Consider the following 21,826-nt stretch of genomic DNA (forward strand, 5'->3'; position numbering starts at 1 on the left):
ATAGTGCATCCTTGACTCCTCCCTTGTCGAAGGGAGTATAAGAACAAAACAAGAACTATGGATGAGTCGCCGGTCTTATTGGCCGCCCTGAGATCGCGCATCTGTGCGCTCGAGGGGCCGAGGCCTCCGGAAGCCACGCTGTTTGCGCTTGGGGCCGGGTCGCTCGACGCGCAATTGGGGGGCGGATTGCCGTGCGGCAAGCTGCACGAGCTGTTTGCTGCCGAATCGGACGATCGCGCGGCCCTGGCCGGGGTCGCGCTGATGCTGGCAATGCGGCTGGGGGAAGGGCCCTTGCTCTGGCTGCGGCAGGATGGCGCGGTGCGGGCCGGTGGCGCGCTCTATGGGCCGGGGCTTGCCAATCTCGGCTTCGATCCGTCGCGGCTGATCGAGATCGTCGCGCCGGACGAGGCGGCGCTGCTGCGCACCGCGGGTGATGCGGTGCGCTGCGCCGACGTCGCGGCGGTGCTGATCGAGCCATGGAAGGCGGCGCGCGGCTTTGACCTGACGGTGAGCCGGCGGCTTTCGGTCGCGGCCGAGAAATCGGGTGTGACCGTGCTGCTGCTACGCGCCGAGGCGGAGCCGGTACCGAGCGCCGCCTATAGCCGCTGGCGGGTGCGATCACTGGCGTCGGCGGCGCTTGATGCCGGCGCGCCCGGCCATCCGGCGATCGAAATCGAATTGCTGCGGCATCGCGGGGGGCTGGCCGGGGTGCGCGCCTGTCTGGAGTGGAATCGTGACGAGCATGTCTTCCGGGAAGCGACGCTATCTGGCGCTGTGCTTTCCCTTCCTGCCGGCCGACCGGCTGGCGCGGGCGATCCGGACGGAGTCGGTCCAGAGCGGATTTCCGCCTGACGCGCCGTTCGCGCTGGTCGAGAAGCACAAGGGCGCGATGCGCCTGGCCGCGGTTAACCGCGCGGCGCTGGCGCTCGGGCTGGCGCCCGGCCTCAGCCTGGCCGATGCGCGGGCGCGTATGCCCGATCTCGGAGTGGCCGATCTCGACACACGCGCCGATGCCGACTGGCTGGAGCGGATCGCCGACGGTTGTGACCGCTACACGCCTATGGTGGCGCTCGATCCGCCCGACGGGCTGATCCTCGACATCAGCGGCTGCGCGCATCTGTTCGGCGGCGAGGCGGTGTTGCGCGAGGACCTGGTGGCGCGGCTGCAGCGGCTCGGCATGCTTGTCCGCAGCGCGCTCGCCGATACGCCCGATGCGGCGCATGCGCTGGCGCATTATCCTGCCGAGGCGACGGCCATGCTGCCCGTCGAAGCCCTCGGCCTTGAAGCCGGGGAGGCGATGGCGCTGCGCCGCGCTGGGCTCAAGTGCCTCGCCGATCTCAGCGCGCGGCCGTCGCAGCTGCTGTCGTCGCGCTTTGGGGAAGAGGCCGCCGATCGGCTCGACCGGATCGCGGGCGGGCGCGACATCCGCATCACTTCGCGGCGACCGCAAGCCGCGCTCGTCCTCGAACGGCGTTTCGCCGAGCCGATCGGTCATGTCGATCCCGCACTTGCCGCGATCGAAGCTCTGGCGCAGCAGGCCGCGCGGCGGATGGAGGGGGCGCATCGCGGCGGCCGGCGCTTCGAGGCCCAGTTGTTTCGCACCGACGGGCTGGTGCGCAGCCTGCGGATCGAAACCGGATTGCCGGTGCGCGACGTGCCGCTGCTGATGCGGCTGTTCAACGAGCGGCTGGAGACACTGTCCGATCCGGTCGATCCCGGCTTCGGCTTTGATCTGGTGCGGTTGTCGGTGCCGCTGTTCGAGCCGCTGGCCCCGCTCCAGCTGCCACTCGAAGGCGGCGCGCTGGCCGAGGGCGAACTCGCCCAGTTGCTCGACCGGCTGTCGACCCGGCTCGGGCGCAATCGGGTGCGGCGGTTCGCGCCGCGCGACAGTCATATCCCCGAGCAGGCAGTGCTTGCCTTTCCCGCGGTCGGAGAGGCGCCGCCCGGCGGCTGGCCATCGCCCGAACCCGGCGAGCCGCCCATGCGCCCGACACACCTCTTCGATCCGCCTCAGCCGATCGAGGTCCTCGCCTCGGTGCCCGATGGTCCGCCGCGCCAGTTCCGCTGGCGGCAGCGGATGCACGATATCGTGCTGGCGGAGGGGCCCGAGCGGATCGGCGCGCTGTGGTGGCGCCGCGCCGACAATGCCGGGATGGCGCGCGACTATTACCGGGTCGAGGACAGGCAGGGCCGCCGCTTCTGGCTGTTCCGTCACGGCCTCTACGGCCGCGAGGCCAGAACCCCGGCCTGGTATATCCACGGCCTGTTCGCATGACCGATGCTCCCGTTTTCGCGGAAATGGTCGCGGCGACCAGCTTCTCCTTCCTGCGCGGCGCATCGGCGGCCGAGGACATGGTCGCCGCATCGATCGCGGCGGGCCATGCCGGCATCGGCATCGCCGATCGCAACACAGTGGCCGGCGTGGTGCGCGCGTGGAAGGCGCTACGCGATGCCCGCGCGAAGCTGGTAGCGGATGGCGAGCCCGATATCGACTTCAAGCTGGTGTCGGGCGCGCGGCTGGTCTTCGCCGACGGGACCCCCGACATCGTCGCCTATCCCGCGACCCGGCGCGGCTGGGGACGGCTGACCCTGCTCCTCACCACCGGCAACCGGCGGGCGATCAAGGGCGATTGCGTCCTCACTCTGAGCGACCTGCTCGATCATCTCGAGGATCTGCTGCTGATCGTGATGCCGGCGGGGGAGGGGCTGAAGGTCGGCGACGTCGGTGCGAGGCTGCATCCGCACTGGCATGGGCCGCTGGTTCCAGAGTCATTCCTTTCCCCTCTTCCGTCATCCCAGCGAAGGCTGGGATCCATGTCTCGAGCGGCAGGATGTGGGGTTGAGAGTCCACGACCCAAGCTCTCGTTGGTGAAGACAGACATGGATTCCAGCCTTCAGCCTTTGGCTGAAGTTTATCCTGAGCGCCTGCCTTGCAGGCCGTCGAAGGGCTGGGGCGACGGTCTGGGAAAGACGTTATCGATCCTCAAGCAGGCCGCTCCTGAACGCGTCTGGCTGGGGCTCGCCACATCCTATTCCGGTCCCGATCGCCGCCGCATCACACGGCACGCCAAGCTCGCGCGCGAGATCGGCATCCCGCTGATCGCCACCAACGATGCCTTGTACGCCACTGCCGAGCAACGCCCGCTCCACGATGTTGTCACCTGCATCCGCCTCGGCCTCAGGCTCGATGAGGCGGGGACAAGGCTCGCCGCCAATGGCGAGCGCCACATCAAGTCCGCCGCCGAGATGGCGCGGCTGTTCAGGGACTATCCGGAGGCGCTTGCCGAAAGCCTGCGGCTGATCGAGCGGGTGGATTTCGATCTCGGGCAGCTCAAATATGAATATCCGCATGAGCCCGTTCCGTCCGGTTGGACGCCGCAGGCCTGGCTAGAGCATCTCGTCGCCGAAGGGGTGCGCGAACGCTATGGCGAGGATCCGGCGCCCGAGGTCGCCGAGCTGGTGGAAACCGAACTCAAGCTCGTCCGCCAAGCCAAATATGCCTATTATTTCCTGACAGTCCACGATGTCGTGAAGTTCGCGCGGAGCAAGGGCATCCTCTGCCAGGGGCGGGGATCGGCCGCCAATTCGGTGATCTGCTATGTGCTCGGCATCACCTCGGTCGACCCGGTCAAGCACAAGCTGCTGTTCTCGCGCTTCATCTCGGAGGACCGCAACGAGCCGCCCGACATCGACGTCGATTTCGAGCATGAGCGGCGCGAGGAGGTGATGCAGCATATCTATGCGCGCTATGGCCGCCATCGCGCCGGCATAGCCTCCACCGTGATCCACTACCGGCCGCGCAGCGCGGTGCGCGAGATCGGCAAGGTGCTGGGGCTGAGCGAGGATGTCACGACGAAGCTGACCTCGACGATCTGGGGCAGCTTCTCCTCGAAGATGGAGGAGAGGCGTTTTCACGAGACCGGCTTCGACATCGGCAATGTCGAGATCGCGCGGCTCAACATGCTGGTCGAGCAGCTGCTGACCTTCCCGCGCCATCTGTCGCAGCATGTCGGCGGCTTCGTGCTGACCGAGGATCGGCTCGATGAGACCGTGCCGATCCACAACGCCGCGATGGACGAGCGCACCTTCATCGAATGGGACAAGGACGATATCGACGCGCTCGGGTTGATGAAGGTCGATGTGCTGGCGCTCGGCATGCTCACCTGCATCCGCAAGGCGTTCGATCTGATCGAGACGCATATCGGCACGAAATACGAGCTCTATACGGTCCCGGAAGACCAGCAGGATGTCTATGACATGCTGTGCAAAGGCGACAGCATCGGCGTCTTCCAGGTCGAGAGTCGCGCCCAGATCAACATGCTGCCGCGGCTGCGTCCTCGCAATCTCTACGATCTGGCGGTGCAGGTGGCGATCGTGCGGCCGGGGCCGATCCAGGGCGGCATGGTCCACCCCTATCTCAAGCGGCGCAAGGAACAGCGCGAGGGGCGGCTGAACATCGACTATCCAAAGCCCGCACGGGGGTTGGGCGATCCCAATGAGCTGGAGGAGGTGCTCGGCAAGACGCTGGGCGTGCCGCTGTTCCAGGAACAGGCGATGAAGCTGGCGATCGTCGCGGCGAGGTTCACCGATGGCGAAGCGAACCAGCTTCGCCGTGCGATGGCGACGTTCCGCAATGTCGGTACCATGCCGCAATTCAAGACCAAGATGATCGAGGGCATGGCATCCCGCGGCTATCCCCGCGACTTCGCCGAGCGCTGCTTCGCGCAGATCGAGGGCTTTGGCAGCTATGGCTTTCCCGAAAGCCATGCCCAGTCCTTCGCGCTGCTGGTCTACGCCTCCTCCTACATCAAGTGCCGCTATCCGGCGGTGTTCGCCTGCGCACTGCTCAACTCGCAGCCGATGGGCTTCTACGCTCCCGCGCAGATCATCCGCGACGCCCGCGAACATGGCGTCGAGGTGCGCGCGATCGACATAAATGCGAGCAACTGGGACAACAGCCTCGAACCGGCGCGAGACAGCGGCCTGGCGCTCAGGATCGGCCTGCGCCAGATCGACGGGTTCCGTCAGGCCTGGGCCGAGGCGATCGGCAAGGTCCGCGCCAGTGGACGCTTCGATAGCATCGAACAGCTTGCCCGGCGCGCATCGCTGCCACTCCGAGCACTCCGCCTGCTTGCCGATGCCGATGCTTTCCGCTCGATCGGGTTCGACCGCCGCGCTGCTCTGTGGGAGGCGCGGCGGACTCCCGAGGGCGAACTGCCGCTATTCGCCGCCGCCAAGGCCCGAGAACTGGGCGAGGAGCCCGATGCCATGCTGCCGGCCATGCCGATGTCCGAGCATGTCGCCGCCGATTACCAGCTGACCCGGCTGTCGCTCAAAGGCCATCCGATGGAGTTCTTGCGCGAGGGCTTCCGGCGCGAAGGGGTGCTGAGCTGCCGTGAAGCAAGCGAGGCGCGCAACGGGCGGCAGGCGCGAGTCGCCGGTGTCGTCCTGGTCCGCCAGCGACCGGGGGAGGGCAAGGCGATCTTCATCACGCTGGAAGACGAGACGGGGATCACCAACGTTCTGCTCTGGGCGCGGCTGTTCGAAATCCAGCGCCATGCGGTGATGGCGTCGCGGCTGATGGTAGTCGAGGGCGAGATCCAGCGCAGCCCCGAGGGCGTTGTCCACCTGATGGCGTCCCGCGTCCATGATCGCACTGCCGAGCTCAGCCGGCTGTCCGAGGACCATAGCCCCACGATCGCGCTGGCGCGCGCCGACGAGTTCGAGCACCCGCAGGCGCCGCGCAGCCACGTCGAGCGCGGCAGCCACCCGCGCGACGTACGCATCGTGCCGAGGTCACGCGATTTTCATTAGGCGGAGCTCGCGGCTCTATTTGCTCTCGAACACGTCCCTAGGCCGCAGTTCGGCGCGCAGGCCCTCCGGGCTTTGCAGCCAGCGCAGCGACGCCCGGTCATCGTCGAGCGTGGCGCGCCAGAACGCGACGGTCGCGGCGATCACGGTTTCGCGGATATATGGCGTAGGCTCGCCATTGAGCATCGTGTGGATGACCTGGCCGGCAAACATCTCGTGGGTGCCGCCCTGCAAGACCAGCAGATATTTTTCGCCGGCTGGCATGAGTCGGAACGGTTCCTGGCGCTGTCGTGCGGTGATCGGCGTGACAAAGGGAATCGCGTCCTCGGTACCTGTGATCGACAGGAAGGGGATGTGAACCGTCGAGAAAGCCACCTCGGGAGAGCCGCTGAGCGGCGGCGAAGGGCTCAGCGCCACGGCGGCGCGGACTCTCGGATCGCCGAGAGGTGGCTCGATGGCGAACGGAAAGCGCTGCCCGGCAATCGCCTGGACCGTCTGCGCACCGAAGCTGTGGCCGGCCACGCCGATTCGCCTGAGATCGATGCGGTCGAGATCGCACCGGTCCTGCGCCTTCCGTCGGCCGAGCTCGCTGATCACGAACTGGATGTCGCGCACCCGTGAAATCAGCTGCTCGCCGTTGAGCGCCGACCGGAAGCCGGGCTTGCCGAAGATCGCGTTGTCCGTGCCGCGATGCTGGATGTTGATCACCGCGAAGCCGGCTTCGGCCCAGCCATGCGCCCAGATCGCTCCGGCATCGAGCGACCCGCCGAGACCATGGCTGAACAGGATCACCCCGACCTTGCCGCTACCGCCAGGCATGCGGATCCGCACCGGCACCGGACGGCTCCGCACCGCATCGAGCCAGACGCCTTCGCACAAGGTGATCGGTAACGCGGCATGTCCAACGCCCGGCCCGAGCAACGAAGCGAGCAGGGCAATGGTAAAGCCTATCAGCCGCATATCGGCGGCTATGTGGCCGATTCCATCGAGCGAGGCCATAACGCAAATGAAAGAGGCCCGCCGCTTGCGCGAGGCCGAGGCAGGCTTCCCGATGATAGCCTAACCGGCTAACGCTTCCGAGAAACTCCGGAGGACCGACATGAAAACCCGCGCCGCCGTCGCGTTCGCGCCCAAGACACCGCTCGAGATCGTCGAGCTCGACCTGGAAGGTCCGAAGGCCGGCGAGGTCCTGGTCGAGATCATGGCGACCGGCATCTGCCACACCGACGCCTACACGCTCGACGGCTTCGATAGCGAGGGCATCTTCCCGTCGATCCTGGGACATGAGGGTGCGGGCGTCGTGCGCGAGGTCGGCGCCGGCGTCACTTCGGTGAAGCCCGGCGACCATGTGATTCCGCTCTACACACCCGAATGCCGGCAGTGCAAAAGCTGCCTGTCGGGCAAGACCAACCTGTGCACCGCGATCCGGGCGACCCAGGGGCAGGGGCTGATGCCCGATGGAACGAGCCGGTTCAGCTACAAGGGGCAGCCGATCTTCCATTATATGGGCTGCTCGACCTTCTCGAATTTCACCGTGCTGCCCGAGATCGCGGTCGCGAAGATCCGGGAGGACGCGCCGTTCGACAAGAGCTGCTACATTGGTTGCGGGGTGACGACGGGCGTGGGCGCGGTGGTCAACACCGCCAAGGTGACGCCGGGCTCGAACGTCATCGTATTCGGCCTCGGCGGAATCGGCCTCAACGTGCTGCAGGGCGCCAGGATGGTGGGCGCCGACAAGATCGTCGGCGTCGACATCAATCCCGCCCGCGAGGAATGGGGCCGCCGGTTCGGGATGACCCACTTCGTCAATCCGAGCGATGTGCAAGGCGACATCGTCCAGCACCTCGTGGCACTGACCGATGGCGGCGCCGACTACACTTTCGACTGCACCGGGAATACGACGGTGATGCGCCAGGCGCTCGAGGCCTGTCATCGCGGCTGGGGCGTTTCGACGGTCATCGGCGTGGCCGAGGCCGGCAAAGAGATCAGCACGCGGCCTTTCCAACTCGTGACAGGGCGCGTGTGGAAGGGCAGCGCCTTCGGCGGAGCGCGAGGACGCACCGATGTGCCGAAGATTGTCGACTGGTACATGAACGGCAAGATCGAGATCGATCCGATGATCACCCATGTCCTTAGCCTCGAGGAGATCAACAAGGGCTTCGACCTGATGCACGCCGGCGAGAGCATCCGCTCGGTCGTCGTTTACTGAGCGTCGCGGCATGAGCATCGAGACCGTCAGCATCGCCCGCGCTTTCGGCGGCGTGCAGGGCGTATACAAGCACGCGAGCGCCGCGACCGGCACCGACATGACATTCTCGGTCTATCTGCCAGCGCAAGCCGCGAGCCGGAAGCTGCCGGTCGTCTGGTATCTGTCGGGGCTGACCTGCACCCATGCCAACGTTACCGAGAAGGGCGAATATCGCCGCGCCTGCGCTGAACTCGGTCTGATCTTCGTTGCGCCGGACACTTCACCACGCGGCAAGGATGTGCCCGCCGATCCGGCCGGCGCTTATGATTTCGGGCTGGGCGCCGGCTTCTACGTCGACGCGGCGGTCGAGCCCTTCGCCCAGCATTACAGGATGTGGAGCTACGTCACCGAGGAGCTTCCCGCCCTGGTCGCCCAGCATTTCCCCGCCGACATGGAACGGCAGTCGATCATGGGCCATTCTATGGGCGGCCATGGCGCGCTGACCATCGGGCTCACCTTCCCCGCCCGCTACCGCGCCATCTCCGCCTTCGCGCCGATCGTCGCGCCGAGCCGGGTGGCGTGGGGCCAGAAGGCGCTCGGCGGCTATCTTGGGCTCGATCCCGCGATGTGGCGCAAGCATGACGCGGTCGCGCTGATCGAGGATGGCGCGCGCGTCGCGGATCTGCTCGTCGACCAGGGCGACGCCGACAGCTTCCTGGCCGAGCAGCTGCGGCCCGAGCTGCTGTCGACCGCCTGCGCAGCCGCCGGGATCGACCTGATCCTGCGGCTGCAGCCCGGCTACGACCACAGCTATTATTTCATCTCGACCTTCATGGAGGATCACCTGCGCTGGCACGCGCAGCGGCTGGGGTGAACGAGCCGCACCTGGAACATGCCGGCTGCTCAGTTTCCAACGGCTGCGCGGAGGCGCCTCTTCCTCCTCCCTCTAGTCGACGGCGAACGAGCGGGCCACGCCGCTCCCTGCGAGGCGGGCGCGATCGCAGGCTTGGCAAGCCTCTTTCAGCACCGCCTCCAATTGGGAATCTTTTTGAGGAACGAGAGAATATCCGACGCTGAGCGTGAGCCGGATTCCGTCGCCCGATGCGGCAAAAGGATGGGAAAGCGCCTGGTGGATTTCGGACGCAAGCACCTCCGCCTGGCGCGGGCTATCCAAAGCGGCCTGCACGACAGTAAAGCGGATGCCGCCGAGCCGCGCCGCGAAGTCATTGTTCGATAGGAGCCGCTCCAGGCGCTCGGCCGCCTCTTTCAGCAGAGCGTCGCCCGCCAGATATCCATAGCGGCTGTTGATATCCTCGAACCCATCAAGATGGAGGACGTGCACCGCGACGGATAGCCCAGGCCTATGTATCGACGACACTTCCTCGAAATGCCGCGCCAGTGCCACCTGATTTGCCAGACCGGTCCGCTCGTCCCGGGCGCTCACCGTGTCAAAAAGCTTTTCGAGCGAAATGCGTCTGGCCGTCGCTCCATAGCGGCGCAGCATCGCCGCTATGCCGCCGCCCATGTACAACAGCGTCAGCGCGCCGACACTCCACAATTTCAGATCTTCGATGGTGAAGGTCGTGAGGATGGTCGGGAGGACGCTCAGAAGCACGGCAGGCAAGCTGATCCATGGTCGCAACACGGCACCCGCCGCTACGCTGGCACCGTGGCCGAAGACCATTCCGACCACCAGCAGCCGGAGGTCGGCGCTGCCCAGCGCAAAAGCCCGCGCCATGAAAGCTCCGAACGCGGCGGCGAACGCCATATAGGACCAGGCGAAGCGCCGTTCGATCTGACCTGCTCGACGGGCGCTAAGCGGCCCATCATGGCAATGCCGATAGGCCAGCAATACCGCGGCGCGCACGAACGCAGCCGTCACACACGTCGTCCACAGGACCAGGAGGATGGTGTCGCGACTTTCCACAATGGCTGCGGCGCCGACAATCGCGAAGGCAAAGCCGGAGATGAGCGTCAGCAAAAGCGTCGAGAGCAGGCCGCGAACGAGCTCGACATAGATGGCGTCGGTCATGCGTGCATCCGCACCATTGATCATCGCTGTTGATCCGTCTGAAAGGTCTCTCGGATTTTCCCAATGGCGAACGGGTTGTCGTTTAAGGAAATTACCATAAGCGCGATGGCTTAGGCGCAGTCGTGCGGAATCGCACGGATGCCGCGGACCCGCGGGAGCTACTCAATGCGGGACAGGCCAGGTTCTGTTGGGAGCGGCTAAACACTCCGATATGGATGAGACTCCTGTAGCAGGACCATCGTTCTCTCCGCCAAGGCCCATAAACGTGGCATGTCGGCTCGACTGAGACCTTGATGCTCTGGGGCTGACAATGTTCTGAGGGCGATCTGCCTCCTCTTTACGGAGCTGACGATCTGCTTAGCGACGAAACGCTTATTTTTCGGGGGAAGTTCGTGGCGCTTGAAGTTCGAGATATAACGATGCTCCGCTCAAGCGGTGTCGCGGACGTCGCGATTTCAGGCGACGAAAGCAAGCTGTATGTCGCCACTCGCACCGGCATGATCGCCAGTTACGATCTTAACACCTTGCAGCCGCTGTCAAGCTGGCAGGTGGGTACCCGCCTCGGCGGCCTCAGCGTTTCGGAAGACGGAACTTATCTTCTCGCAACCGAGCGATCGCCTGCGAGCGGCCAATCCATCATCTACAAAGTCTCCACCGCAACCGGCGCTGCGCAGACGACGAACATCGCGGGTGGCGCATTTTACGATGTCGAAATCGTGGACGCGCATAACGCGCTGGTCACGGGCGGGCAGCCCCTTGTCCAGCGGTTCGATCTCGACACCGGCGCGTTCAGTTCCGTCCTCAATTCCGTCTACTATTCGAACAACAGTGTGATGGCGGAGGACGGCCCGTTCACCCTGTTGGCCGAACCGGGGATCTCAAATGGCCCACTCCTCGTCTATGACGATCGGGCGGGAAAGATCGTCGCCCAGGGGGATGATTATCAGTCGCCGGCGAATGGTTTCAATTTCGGCAGTCAGGCAGTCAATGCCAAGACAGGCATGATTGCACAGTTCATCTACTATGGAAGCATCAATCTCTATACGATAAATGCCAGTACATCGCACATTGTTTACACAGCGAACTTCGATGTTGGTGGTAGAGTTGATGGTCTCACCTTCGATCCCAGCGGCAGAAATCTATTCGTGTACCAAATCGATGTTGGACAGGTGGTCAAATACGACGTTGCGGCCAGGACTGAAGTTTCCCGATACGATGTCGGAACGTCTGAGTGGCACAACGGTATCGGCTATGGCAGCCAGCTTAAACTCTACGGTGACGGGCGGTATTTGGCGATTTCCGACACGTCGGATCTCGGGCGTTTGCAGATCATGGATCTGGCGATCAAGGGAACGGCCGGTGCTGACGCGCTGACAGGGACCGCAGGGGACGATATCTTCGTCGTGAACGCCACCGGCGACACGGTGACCGAGAGCGCGAGTGGCGGCATCGACCGGATCGATACGACCCTCGCCTCCTATGTGCTCGGTGCCAATCTCGAAAATCTGACGCTGACCGGCAGCAGCGCAGTCAGCGGCACCGGTAATGCGCTCGACAACGTTCTGAAGGGTAATGCCCTCGCCAATTCAATCCGCGGACTCGACGGTGGAGATGCAATTCACGGCGGCGCAGGTGATGACATGCTGGACGGCGGCGACGGCAGCGATACGCTCGACGGCGGGGCTGGCGCAGATGTGATGACGGGCGGTTCCGGCAATGATGCCTTCTTCGTGGATGCTGTCGGTGACTCGGTGGTTGAGACGATAGACGGAGGCATCGACAGCATCGAAACGACGCTTCCATCCTATACGCTCGGGGATGCCATCGAAAATCTGGTGCTAACCGGAAGCGCCGCCATCAACGGTACGGGCAATGGTTTGGCCAACAGCTTGACCGGAAATGGTATCGCCAATTCGCTCCGCGGGTTGGACGGTGCAGACGTCCTGAATGGCGGCGCCGGCAACGATTCGCTCGATGGCGGTCTCGGCAACGACACGCTCGATGGCGGAGCCGGCGCAGACATCATGACGGGTGGTTCCGGACAAGACAGCTTCATCGTTAACGATTCTGCTGACGCTGTGCTGGAAGGCGTCGGTGGGGGCAACGACCAGGTCACTGCAAGCCTGTCGTGGACGCTCGGCGCTGGCCAGGAGGTCGAACTTATCACGGCGGCCGCGGGAATCACGATGGATCTGACCGGCAATGAATATGCCAACAGTCTCACCGGCAATGATCGCGCCAATATACTGCGTGGGCTCGATGGTTCGGACGTGCTGATCGCCGCCGGCGGCAATGACACCCTCGATGGGGGCGCCGGCCAGGATATAATGACCGGCGGTACAGGCGACGACAACTATGTCATCGACAATGCTGGTGACAGCGTGGTCGAAACAGCAGGCGGCGGCAGCGACCGGGTCTTGACCAGCGTGTCCTGGACGCTTGCCGTCGGCCAGGAGATCGAAGCGGTGACGGCGACCGGGTCGGCGCTGGACCTGACGGGCAATGAGTTTGGCAACAGTCTGACGGGCAACGAGCGCGCGAATATATTGCGCGGCCTTGATGGCGCCGACGTGCTGGATGGTGGAACCGGCGACGATACGCTCGAGGGGGGTGTGGGCAATGACCGGCTGACGGGCGGCGACGACCATGATGTCATCTATGGCGGGGATGGCGCGGATATTTTGTACGGCGGAAACGGAAACGACCATCTGTATGGACAATCCGCCATCGGCGGCAGCGACGGAGCCGATCAAATCATAGCCGGTGACGGGTCGGACTACCTCCAGGGAAATGCGGGCAGCGATGTTCTGGACGGCGGCAACGGCTCCGATCGAATCAATGGTGGCGCTGACGATGACACGATCATCGGTGGCACCGGTAACGACACGATCAACGGCAACCGCGGAGCCGATGTCATCTCAGGCGGGGATGGCAATGACTTTGTCCGGGGTGGCCAGGAAGGAGACCGCATCGACGGCGGGACTGGCGACGATGTTCTTCTCGGCGATCTCGGTGCGGATAGCCTGCAGGGCGGGCTTGGCAGCGATGTGCTGACCGGTGGTGCGGAAGCAGACATATTCTACTTCGGGAGCGGTGAAGCCTCGTTCGCGACCACCGGGGGCGCGGCGTACTTGACCGATGTCATTACCGATTTTGCCAATGGTATCGATCATATCAGGCTGAGTTTTGGAACACCCCTGGCGGTGCTTGGCGGATCGGCCTTTGTCAATTTCATCTCGGCCGCTGTTGCAGCGGATTCGATGCTCGGAACACAGGGAAGCAGTAGTGTCGTGGTGTTTCGTGTCGGTGGCGACGCCTTTCTTTTCTATGATCTGGGGCCCGACTCTTCTCTTCAAGCCATCAAGTTGGTCGGCCTCGCGAACACGACGCTGATCGACACGGCGGATTTTGTCTAACAGGTTTTTCAGTTTCGGATTGACCTCACGCCGCCCGTCCATCCTGCGCATCTTCATGCTGAAGTCGAGAGGCGGTCATGACCTGGTCGCGTCCATGGCTTTTGGCAGCCAACAGGGCCGCATCGGCCGAGGCGACGAGGCTGGCGAACGCTATGCCGCCCGCCGGGGTCGCGGCAACGCCGATCGAAACCGTGATATGGCCGAGTATATGGCCTCGGAACGCGAGCGCAGCTGCGCGTATCTGCTTGCGCAGTTGCTCGGCCAGGGCTGCACTTGCCTCCTCGTCCGCATCTGGCAGCAGGATGGTGAACTCCTCGCCGCCAAATCTGAAGGTTCCTCCGGCATCGCCGACAGCGGCCGTCATCATGCCGGCCACGTGCTGCATGACCATGTCCCCAGCGTCGTGGCCGAACTCGTCATTGAAGCGCTTGAAATGATCGATGTCGATCATCAGGCAGCTGCATGGGCCAGGATGCGCCTCGCGTGCTCGCTGGTTGAGTGCGTCATCGAGACTGCGGCGATTGAGCAGGCCGGTCAGCGGATCGCGCGCGGCCAGGTTGGTGAGGCGTTCGCGAAGCCGCAGATTGGCCAGCGCCAGTCCGATATTCTCGGCCATCAGTTCCATGTAGAGCCGGGCGCTCTCGACGGTCGCTTCGGCGTCGTCAGGTGCTTCGAAATAGAGAAGGCCAATGGCATCGCCCTGCGCGGTCAGGGGCACGCATAGCGATGATCGCTCGACATGCTCGACATGAGGGCAGGCAATATCGTCGCGCCCGCTCAGATGTGGCCGGCCCCGGCGAAGACCCCAGCAGGCGCTGGCTGGGAGCGAGACCGTTTGGTTTACGGGATCAAGCCAGCTTCCGGCGAGTACCAGATTTTGCCGATGCTGGTCCAGAACGTAGAGATGACCGGGCAGGTCCGGGAAGGTCTGCGGGGAAAAGCAGGTGACCACCTCGGCAAGTTCGTCCTGGCTGTTGGTCGCTTGGAGCCGGTGCATCATCTGCAGGATGGCGTCCTTGATTCTCTGCTCGGCCGCGCGTTCGGCTTCGAGCCGCTCGCGCTCCAGCCCGTTATCGCGGAAGATCCCGATCGCCTGCGACATTTCGCCGATCTCGTCGCGGCGGCGATCAGGCGGAACCTCGACGCTGTAATCCTGCCGGGCAAGCCGCATGACGATGCCGGTCAGGCGCGATAGCGGCATGGAGACCCTGCGGCGCAGCACGAAATAGAGCACGCCCAGGAACAGTGCGGCCGTCAGCCCAAGCATGGTCCTGGCGATATCGGCGTAGCGGTCGCTCTTGATCTTCGCTGCCTGAACTTCGGCACCAGTCCGAACATTGACCAGTGAGCGAAAGCGCACGATCGGCTCGATCACCCCCTTCTGGGCACGCTCGTGATCCGGACCGAACAGTATCTTCGCCGCGGCGGGTTGCGCGCCTCGTTCAGCTTGCACCAGCGCGGCTCCCTCGATCACATCGAGTTCGCCGATATTCTGTTCCGCTTCGTCGAGCGCTAGCATTTCTGCAGGGGTGAGTTCGCGCTGTCGCAGCCGGGCTAAAGTCCGTTCCCGGGTTTTCGCTACCTGCTCTTCGTGCCGGAACGCACGCAGATGGCGCTCATTGCCGCGCATTGTATAGAGCCGGGCTTCGTCGGAGCGCTTCTCTGCCGAGATGGCCAGGTCGTCGCCCAGATCGTCAAGCTCGGCCCGCTGCTGCACAGCCACCCGTTCTTCGAGAATGGCGCTGGCCGAGGTGACGAACGCAATTGCGGAAACTCCGGTCAACAGCAATGTCGCGCCATAGGCGAAGTTGGTGATGGTGCTGATGCGCATCCCACCCGCTTATCGCGATGTGGTTAATGCGCTACTAAGATATTATCGGGAGGGGCAACCGGTCCGCTATTTCAGCGGCTTATACCGCCAGCCGCGTCGTCAGTTTCACCTCCTCCAGCACGGCATAGGTCCGCGTCTCGCGCACGCCCGGCATGGCGGTCAGGATGTCGCCGAGAAAGCTGCGATAGGCTGCCATATCGGAGACGCGGACCTTGAGCAGATAATCGAAGCCGCCGGCGACCATGTGGCATTCCATCACCTGGGGCACCCGGCGTACATGTTCGGAAAAGGCGGTGAAGACATCGTCGGTGGTGCGGTCGAGCAGCACCTCGATGAAGATCATCAGTGCCTGGTCGAGTTTCCCGGGATCGAGCAGCGCGGTATAGCCGGTGATTACCCCGCGCTCGCGCAGTCGCTTGACCCGGTCGAAGCAGGCCGCCGGCGAGAGGCCGCAGCGCTGGGCAAGCGCCTGGTTCGTGATTCGGCCATCCTCCTGCAGCACCCGCAGCAGCCGGCGGTCGGTTTCGTCGATCGGAACATGCTTCGGTGCAGCTGGCATGGTTCATCCATTTCTTCGAATATTTGGGCCTTAATATGAAGCACCTTCGCTGCGATCCGCAATATCATCGAGATTAGTCGGCAGGTTGTCGACGGTGGAGGATATATGGCGAGCCTGCTTTCGAACTGGGACATCATCGACTCCGGTAAATATGCCGACGAGGGCGAGGTCGTGCGCAGTCTGCTCGACCGCCAGCCGCTCGGTGAGCAGGATCGGGCGGAGGTCGTGGCCGAAGCGGTCGCGCTGGTCGAGGATGCGCGGCGGGCCACCCGCAAGCAGGGCGTGGTCGAAAGCTTCCTGCAGCAATTCTCGCTCGGCACCCGCGAGGGGCTCGCGCTGATGTGCCTCGCCGAGGCGCTGTTGCGTACGCCCGATGCCGAGACGCGCGACCGGCTGATCGCCGAGAAGATCGGGTCGGCGGATTGGGCGAGTCATCTCGGCCAGTCCGACAGCTTGTTCGTCAACGCCTCGACCTGGGGGCTGATGCTCACCGGTCGCCTGATCGATGTCGATGACGAGGCGAAGCGCGACCTCGGAGGCTTCCTCAAGCGGATGACGGCGCGGCTGGGAGAGCCGGTGATCCGCCAGGCGGTCGCGGCCGCGGTCCGGATGATGGGTGAGCAGTTCGTGCTCGGCCGCACGATCGGCGATGCGCTCGGCCGTGCCAGGCGCGAAAATTATCTCTGCTCGTTCGACATGCTCGGCGAAGGCGCCCGCACCGCCGCCGACGCCGCCCGTTACGAGAAGATCTATGCCGACGCGATCGAGGCAGTGGGGAAGGCGTCCAACGGAGCTGGGCCGGAATTGGGCCACGGCGTGTCGGTCAAGCTGTCGGCGCTGTCGCCGCGCTACGAGGCGGTGCAGGAAGCGCGCGTCTGGGACGAGCTCTATCCGCGGGTAAAGCGGCTCGCGCTGATCGCCGCCCGCCACGATCTGAACTTCGCAATCGATGCCGAGGAGGCCGATCGGCTGGTGATCTCGCTGAAGATGATCGAGCGGCTGGTCAGGGAACCGGAACTTGGCGGCTGGACCGGCCTGGGTGTTGTCGTTCAGGCCTATCAGAAGCGCGGCCTCGCGGTGATCGAGGCGTTGCGCGCGCTGGCGGAAAGCAGCGGGCGGCGGATCATGGTGCGGCTTGTCAAGGGCGCCTATTGGGATAGCGAGATCAAGAAGGCGCAGGTTGCGGGCCGCCCGGATTATCCAGTGTTCACCACCAAGGCGGCGACCGACCTGTCCTATCTGGTCTGCGCCAAGGCGCTGATCGACGCCAGCCCGGCGCTCTACCCGCAATTCGCCAGTCATAATGCTCATACGCTCGCCGCTGTGCGCGGCATGGCCGATGGCGCCGGGGTGACGATCGAGCACCAGCGACTGCACGGCATGGGCGAGGCGCTCTATGCGGCCGCGGCCAAGCGCTACGGGCCGCTGCGGCTGCGGGCCTATGCGCCGGTCGGCGGGCATGAGGAGCTGTTGCCCTATCTGGTGCGCCGCCTGCTGGAAAACGGCGCGAACACCAGCTTCGTCCATGGCCTGCTCGACGAGCAGGTGCCTGCCGAACTGGTGGTTGCCGACCCGATCGCGACGGTCGCAGCGCATCCCGCGCGCCATACGCGGATCGCGCTGCCCACGGACATCTATGGCGCCGCGCGCAAGAATCCGCTCGGCCGCGACTATACGCTGGTGGACACTCGCGAACGGGCTGCACGTGCTGTACGGCTGATGGCCGGCGAACGCGAAACGGCCGGCGCGATCGTCGACGGCCGCCTGGTCCCCGCGCCTGCCGAGCCGGTCACGAGCCCCGCCGGTCGGGGCCAAGTGATCGGATATTCTTCGGAAGCGAGCACCACCGACATCGATCGCGCCGTGATCGCCGCGCGCAAGGCGCAGCCGCGCTGGAATGCGCTGCGCGGCATCAGCCGGGCGGCGATCCTGCGCGCGATGGGCGATGCGCTGGAAGCGGAGATGGACCCGTTGGTCGCCCTGTTGTCGCTCGAGGCGGGCAAGACGCTAAACGACGGTGTCGCCGAAGTGCGCGAGGCGGTCGACTTCTGTCGCTATTATGCCGAGCAGGCGGAGCGGCTGTTTGGCGCGCCGACAATACTCGCCGGCCCGGTCGGCGAGGTAAACCAGATGGAGCTTGTCGGGCGCGGCGTGTTCGCCTGCATCAGCCCCTGGAACTTTCCGCTCGCAATCTTCACCGGCCAGGTCGTCGCGGCGCTCGCCGCCGGCAACGCCGTACTCGCGAAGCCGGCCGAGCAGACGCCGCTGATCGCCGCGCGCGCCGTCCGCCTGTTCCACAAGGCAGGGCTCGATCCGGCGCTGCTCGCGCTGCTGCCCGGCGACGGCGCGGCGGTCGGCGGCGCGATCGTGAACCACCCCGGCATCGACGGCGTCGCGTTTACCGGCGGTACCGAGACGGCCTGGGCGATCAATCGCCAGATCGCCGCGCGCGACGGACCGATCGTCCCTTTCATCGCCGAGACGGGCGGCCTGAACGGCATGTTCGTCGACACGACCGCCCTCAGGGAACAGGTCGTCGACGACGTCATCCTGTCTGCCTTCGGCTCGGCCGGGCAGCGCTGCTCGGCGCTACGCCTGCTGTTCGTGCCGCACGACAGCGCCGATGAGCTGATTGCGACGATCAAGGGCGCGATGGACGCGCTGGCCATCGGCGATCCCACCGATCCAGCGACGGATGTCGGCCCGGTGATCGATGCTGACGCCAAGGCTGCGCTTGTGGCGCACTATGAGCGGCTGAAGCGCGAGGCGGTTATCCTGCACGCTTGCGCTGAACCCGCGGACGGCGATTTCTTTGCACCGCTGCTGGCGGAGATTCCCTCGGCTGACTTCCTCGAACGCGAAGTGTTCGGCCCGATCCTGCACGTCGTCCGTTATGATCCGGCCGATCTGCCCGCGGTTGCCGGCAAGCTCGCCGCGCGCCGTTATGGACTGACGCTGGGCATCCACAGCCGGCTCGAATGTTTCGCCGAGGAGGTCCGCACGCTGGTGGCGGCGGGGAATGTCTATGTGAACCGCTCGATCATCGGCGCGGTGGTGGGCGTCCAGCCGTTCGGGGGCGAGGGGCTTTCGGGCACCGGCCCGAAGGCCGGCGGCCCGCATGCGCTGCTGCGCTATGCGACCGAGCGGGCGCTGTCGGTCAACATCACCGCGCAAGGCGGTGATCCCGCCTTGCTCAACCTTTGATCCAAAGGGTCTGGCCGGACGGCGTTGCGGGTCGCGAAGATCAGCAGCCGCCCAAGCAGGCCACAGCCGCAGGTTCCGATATTGCGCATCACGATCCCCACTATTCTTGCGGCTTCCGCTATTGCATGAGTGCGTGACGCCCGCATGACACGGGTGGAGCAGGGGTGGCACCAGCGATGCTGATTTGGGCCGGTGCGGTGCTGGGGGCGATCATCGGCAGCTTTCTTGCGACGCTGGTCATCCGATGGCCGGGGGGCCGCTCGATAGCGCGGGGCCGCTCTACCTGTGACGGTTGCGGCGCCCCGATCGGGGCTGCGCGACTGATCCCGATCTTCAGCTATGCCCTGCAGCGCGGGCGCGCCGCCTGTTGCGGCACCGGGATAGACGGCCTGCATCCGCTTGCCGAGATCGCGGCTGCGGGCATCGGGGCCCTGAGCTTCGCCGTCGCTGCGGATCCGGCCGATGCGCTCGCCGGTGCGCTGTTCGGCTGGCTGCTGCTCGCGCTCGCCTTATGCGATGCGCGGCACTTCTGGCTGCCTGATCGCCTGACCGGAGCATTGGCGCTCGCCGGGCTGGCGGCGGGCGCGGCGGGTATGGCGCCGCCGCTGGCGGACCGCCTGATCGGCGGCGCTGCTGCCTTCGTCTTCTTCGCGATGATCCGCCATGGCTACCGCTTGCTTCGCCACCGTGAAGGCATGGGCGGCGGCGACGTGAAGCTGTTCGGCGCAATCGGGCTGTGGCTCGGCTGGCGCATGCTGCCCATGGTAGTGCTGGGCGCGGCGTTGGCGGGGCTGTTGTGGTGCATTGTCGAACTGGCGCGTCGCCGTCCGTTGGACGCTGGATCGAAGTTGCCCTTCGGGATGTTCCTGGCGCTGGCCGGGTGGGCTGCATGGGTTGCAGACGCGGTGGGCTGGACCTCGCAATAGTTCGAAGATGCATGGCAAACTGGTCACAGCTGCCCTTTGGCACGGCGCCAAAGCGCGCTAAGGTCGTCGCATGGCCAAGCTCCTTTCCACCGCCGACGACGGCGGCCTCGCTACCGGATCCAGCGCCCCCCAGGTGGCCGAGCGCAGGCTGGAGCGCGCGCTCGGCATACAGATCCGGCAGCTGCGGCGGCAGAACGACCTGTCGGTGTCCGATCTCGCCTCGGCCGCCGGCATCTCCAACGGCATGCTCTCGAAAATCGAAAATGGCGGCATATCGGCTTCGCTGTCGACCTTACAGGGCATCGCCGTCGCGTTGAACGTGCCGCTGTCGTCGCTGTTCGCGTCGTTCGAGGAGCGGCAGGACTGTTCCTATGTGCCGGCCGGGCAGGGGCTCACCATCGAGCGGCGCGGCACCAAGGTCGGGCATGTCTACCAGCTGCTCGGGCATGTGCTGCGCGGGGATGTGGTGGTCGAGCCCTATCTGATCGTGCTGCGCGAAAACGCCGTTCCGCATACCAGCTTCCGTCACAGCGGAGTGGAGTTCATCTTCATGCTCGAAGGTGAAGTGACCTATCGCCATGGCAGCGAGCGCTACTCGCTCAGCGAGGGCGACTCGCTTCTCTTCGATTCTGGCGCGCTTCACGGTCCCGAGGCCCTGGTGAGTCCGACCAGCCGCTATCTTTCCATCATCATCTACCCTCGCGGCGAAGCCTGAGCGCTCAGCGGCGAAGACAAGGAGGGTTTCGGGATGCACGAATTGACTTTGACCCGGCTGATCGATGCGCCACGCGAGAAGCTGTTCCGAGCCTGGACCGATCCGGATATCATTCCCCGCTGGTTCTGCCCGCCACCCTGGGGCGTGTCGAAGGCCCAAACCGACCTCCGCGTTGGCGGATCGACCCTGATCGTCATGCGCGGACCCAATGGCGAGGAGGTGCCAAACCGCGGCGTCTATCTGGAGGTGGTTCCGAACGAGAAGCTGGTGTTCACCGATGCTTTCACAACCGCCTGGGAGCCCTCCGAAAAGCCGTTCATGACCGGGATCCTCACCTTCGAGGATGAGGACGGCAAGACGCGCTATACCGCCCGGGTGCGCCACTGGACTGCCGAGGACCTCGCACAGCATGAAGCGATGGGATTCGAGCAGGGTTGGGGCATCGCGACCGACCAGCTCGAGGCGATAGTGAAGACGATGTGAGGACCGGATCCAGCCAGCCTGAATGAAATGAATATGAAGGGTTTGGGGGTGGGCCGGCGATCGACGGCTCAGGGGCTTCCGGATCGCCACCGCGGGGGGACGGCGCCCACCCCCGGCCCCGCTGCAGGGAACAGCGGGGTGTTCGGATCAGTGTATGGCTCCACGCCGGCGGCGGCCGAGATAGGCGAGCAGGCCATAAGCCTGGCTGTGTGAGTAGCCGGCTTCGACAAGGCTCTGCACATGCTCCTTCGCGACGTCTCCGGCATGGTGCCGTGCCAGCGAGGCGAAGCGGCGTAACGCCTCGAGGCGAGGGTCAGCCAGCGGACGCGCGAGGCGGACGCCGAACGCCCACTCTACGAAGCGGCCCAACCGGCTGCCAGGGCCAATTTCCTCCGTGGCGTCGATCCGCTCGGCGAGGTCGATGACGCGCAGTTCGGTCGGCGAAAACTGCCCCACGTCGATGGCGGAAGCGGTTCTGGATGGGCCGTGAAGCGGCGAAAGATCGAGATAGGCCATGATCAGCTACCCTGCGATATGTTACAGATCGGTACGTCTGTGCTGATGCAGGTACCGTTCGGTAACATGTTCGTCAAGAGAGCCGCGCCCGTCGCCATGAAAGATATTCTGTCGAGGACACAAAAAAACGCACCGTCGGGATGAG

At 64.9% G+C, this 21,826-nt stretch carries 15 protein-coding genes; 10 read left to right on the plus strand and 5 right to left on the minus strand.

Annotated elements, in window-relative coordinates; genetic code table 11:
* The first annotated feature begins 57 nt into the window (after positions 1-57).
* Genes AAC645_RS02255 through AAC645_RS02265 form a run of 3 tightly spaced genes read left to right on the plus strand, consistent with a single transcriptional unit; the run spans position 58 to position 5,814 of the window.
* Positions 58-852, plus strand: a complete 795-nt coding sequence (locus AAC645_RS02255) for an ImuA family protein (protein WP_340313514.1) — start codon at positions 58-60, stop codon at positions 850-852.
* A complete protein-coding gene (locus AAC645_RS02260) occupies positions 743-2,275 on the plus strand; it encodes a Y-family DNA polymerase (protein ID WP_340313515.1) in 1,533 nt (510 codons plus the stop codon). The genes AAC645_RS02255 and AAC645_RS02260 overlap by 110 nt, the downstream gene beginning before the upstream one ends.
* Positions 2,272-5,814, plus strand: a complete 3,543-nt coding sequence (locus AAC645_RS02265) for an error-prone DNA polymerase (protein WP_340313516.1) — start codon at positions 2,272-2,274, stop codon at positions 5,812-5,814. Before AAC645_RS02260 ends, AAC645_RS02265 begins: the two co-directional genes overlap by 4 nt.
* Before the next feature lie 15 nt (positions 5,815-5,829).
* On the opposite strand, the gene AAC645_RS02270 is transcribed toward AAC645_RS02265, so the two are convergent.
* Positions 5,830-6,810, minus strand: a complete 981-nt coding sequence (locus AAC645_RS02270; protein ID WP_340313517.1) for an alpha/beta hydrolase family protein — start codon at positions 6,808-6,810, stop codon at positions 5,830-5,832.
* Between the two features lie 100 nt (positions 6,811-6,910).
* Between AAC645_RS02270 and AAC645_RS02275 the strand changes: the two genes are divergently transcribed.
* Both AAC645_RS02275 and fghA read left to right on the plus strand, forming a co-directional pair.
* Complete coding sequence (locus tag AAC645_RS02275) at positions 6,911-8,020, plus strand: S-(hydroxymethyl)glutathione dehydrogenase/class III alcohol dehydrogenase (protein ID WP_340313518.1); 1,110 nt, start codon at positions 6,911-6,913, stop codon at positions 8,018-8,020.
* A 10-nt stretch (positions 8,021-8,030) separates the two neighbouring features.
* Complete coding sequence (gene fghA, locus AAC645_RS02280) at positions 8,031-8,873, plus strand: S-formylglutathione hydrolase (protein WP_340313519.1); 843 nt, start codon at positions 8,031-8,033, stop codon at positions 8,871-8,873.
* Positions 8,874-8,945: 72 nt separating this feature from the next.
* Here fghA and AAC645_RS02285 read toward each other — a convergent pair whose 3' ends face one another.
* A complete protein-coding gene (locus AAC645_RS02285) occupies positions 8,946-10,031 on the minus strand; it encodes a GGDEF domain-containing protein (protein WP_340313520.1) in 1,086 nt (361 codons plus the stop codon).
* Between the two features lie 392 nt (positions 10,032-10,423).
* On the opposite strand from AAC645_RS02285, the gene AAC645_RS02290 reads away from it, so the two are divergent.
* Positions 10,424-13,447 (plus strand): calcium-binding protein, encoded by a 3,024-nt coding sequence (locus AAC645_RS02290; RefSeq protein WP_340313522.1) that lies wholly within the window; start codon positions 10,424-10,426, stop codon positions 13,445-13,447.
* Positions 13,448-13,472: 25 nt separating this feature from the next.
* Here the strand turns inward: AAC645_RS02290 and AAC645_RS02295 are convergent, their stop codons facing one another.
* A complete protein-coding gene (locus AAC645_RS02295; protein WP_340313523.1) occupies positions 13,473-15,278 on the minus strand; it encodes a diguanylate cyclase in 1,806 nt (601 codons plus the stop codon).
* A gap of 79 nt (positions 15,279-15,357) precedes the next feature.
* On the minus strand, positions 15,358-15,837 hold the full coding sequence (locus AAC645_RS02300) for an Lrp/AsnC ligand binding domain-containing protein (RefSeq protein WP_340313524.1): 480 nt from the start codon (positions 15,835-15,837) through the stop codon (positions 15,358-15,360).
* Positions 15,838-15,942: 105 nt separating this feature from the next.
* Between AAC645_RS02300 and putA the strand changes: the two genes are divergently transcribed.
* The 4 genes from putA (at position 15,943) to AAC645_RS02320 (ending at position 21,165) form a co-directional block, all read left to right on the plus strand.
* The gene (gene putA / locus AAC645_RS02305) at positions 15,943-19,041 is read left to right on the plus strand and encodes a bifunctional proline dehydrogenase/L-glutamate gamma-semialdehyde dehydrogenase PutA (protein ID WP_340313525.1); all 3,099 of its coding nucleotides are present in this window, start codon (positions 15,943-15,945) and stop codon (positions 19,039-19,041) included.
* A 176-nt stretch (positions 19,042-19,217) separates the two neighbouring features.
* Positions 19,218-19,967 (plus strand): prepilin peptidase, encoded by a 750-nt coding sequence (locus tag AAC645_RS02310; RefSeq protein ID WP_340313526.1) that lies wholly within the window; start codon positions 19,218-19,220, stop codon positions 19,965-19,967.
* Positions 19,968-20,037: 70 nt separating this feature from the next.
* Positions 20,038-20,682: a helix-turn-helix domain-containing protein gene (locus AAC645_RS02315; protein WP_340313528.1), complete on the plus strand. Its 645-nt coding sequence runs from the start codon at positions 20,038-20,040 to the stop codon at positions 20,680-20,682.
* A gap of 33 nt (positions 20,683-20,715) precedes the next feature.
* A complete protein-coding gene (locus AAC645_RS02320; RefSeq protein WP_340313529.1) occupies positions 20,716-21,165 on the plus strand; it encodes an SRPBCC family protein in 450 nt (149 codons plus the stop codon).
* Between the two features lie 147 nt (positions 21,166-21,312).
* Here AAC645_RS02320 and AAC645_RS02325 read toward each other — a convergent pair whose 3' ends face one another.
* Complete coding sequence (locus tag AAC645_RS02325; RefSeq protein WP_340313530.1) at positions 21,313-21,681, minus strand: hypothetical protein; 369 nt, start codon at positions 21,679-21,681, stop codon at positions 21,313-21,315.
* Between the last annotated feature and the right edge of the window lie 145 nt (positions 21,682-21,826).

The organism is Rhizorhabdus argentea, assembly GCF_037861105.1.
Lineage (GTDB): Bacteria > Pseudomonadota > Alphaproteobacteria > Sphingomonadales > Sphingomonadaceae > Rhizorhabdus > Rhizorhabdus argentea.

Excerpts from the sequence above, each read along its gene's own strand:
- AAC645_RS02255 (WP_340313514.1), top strand. The coding sequence starts at position 58 with ATGGATGAGTCGCCGGTCTTATTGGCCGCCCTGAGATCGCGCATCTGT.
- AAC645_RS02260 (WP_340313515.1), top strand. The coding sequence starts at position 743 with ATGTCTTCCGGGAAGCGACGCTATCTGGCGCTGTGCTTTCCCTTCCTG.
- AAC645_RS02265 (WP_340313516.1), top strand. The coding sequence starts at position 2,272 with ATGACCGATGCTCCCGTTTTCGCGGAAATGGTCGCGGCGACCAGCTTC.
- AAC645_RS02270 (WP_340313517.1), bottom strand. The coding sequence starts at position 6,810 with ATGGCCTCGCTCGATGGAATCGGCCACATAGCCGCCGATATGCGGCTG.
- AAC645_RS02275 (WP_340313518.1), top strand. The coding sequence starts at position 6,911 with ATGAAAACCCGCGCCGCCGTCGCGTTCGCGCCCAAGACACCGCTCGAG.
- fghA (WP_340313519.1), top strand. The coding sequence starts at position 8,031 with ATGAGCATCGAGACCGTCAGCATCGCCCGCGCTTTCGGCGGCGTGCAG.
- AAC645_RS02285 (WP_340313520.1), bottom strand. The coding sequence starts at position 10,031 with ATGACCGACGCCATCTATGTCGAGCTCGTTCGCGGCCTGCTCTCGACG.
- AAC645_RS02295 (WP_340313523.1), bottom strand. The coding sequence starts at position 15,278 with ATGCGCATCAGCACCATCACCAACTTCGCCTATGGCGCGACATTGCTG.
- AAC645_RS02300 (WP_340313524.1), bottom strand. The coding sequence starts at position 15,837 with ATGCCAGCTGCACCGAAGCATGTTCCGATCGACGAAACCGACCGCCGG.
- putA (WP_340313525.1), top strand. The coding sequence starts at position 15,943 with ATGGCGAGCCTGCTTTCGAACTGGGACATCATCGACTCCGGTAAATAT.
- AAC645_RS02310 (WP_340313526.1), top strand. The coding sequence starts at position 19,218 with ATGCTGATTTGGGCCGGTGCGGTGCTGGGGGCGATCATCGGCAGCTTT.
- AAC645_RS02315 (WP_340313528.1), top strand. The coding sequence starts at position 20,038 with ATGGCCAAGCTCCTTTCCACCGCCGACGACGGCGGCCTCGCTACCGGA.
- AAC645_RS02320 (WP_340313529.1), top strand. The coding sequence starts at position 20,716 with ATGCACGAATTGACTTTGACCCGGCTGATCGATGCGCCACGCGAGAAG.
- AAC645_RS02325 (WP_340313530.1), bottom strand. The coding sequence starts at position 21,681 with ATGGCCTATCTCGATCTTTCGCCGCTTCACGGCCCATCCAGAACCGCT.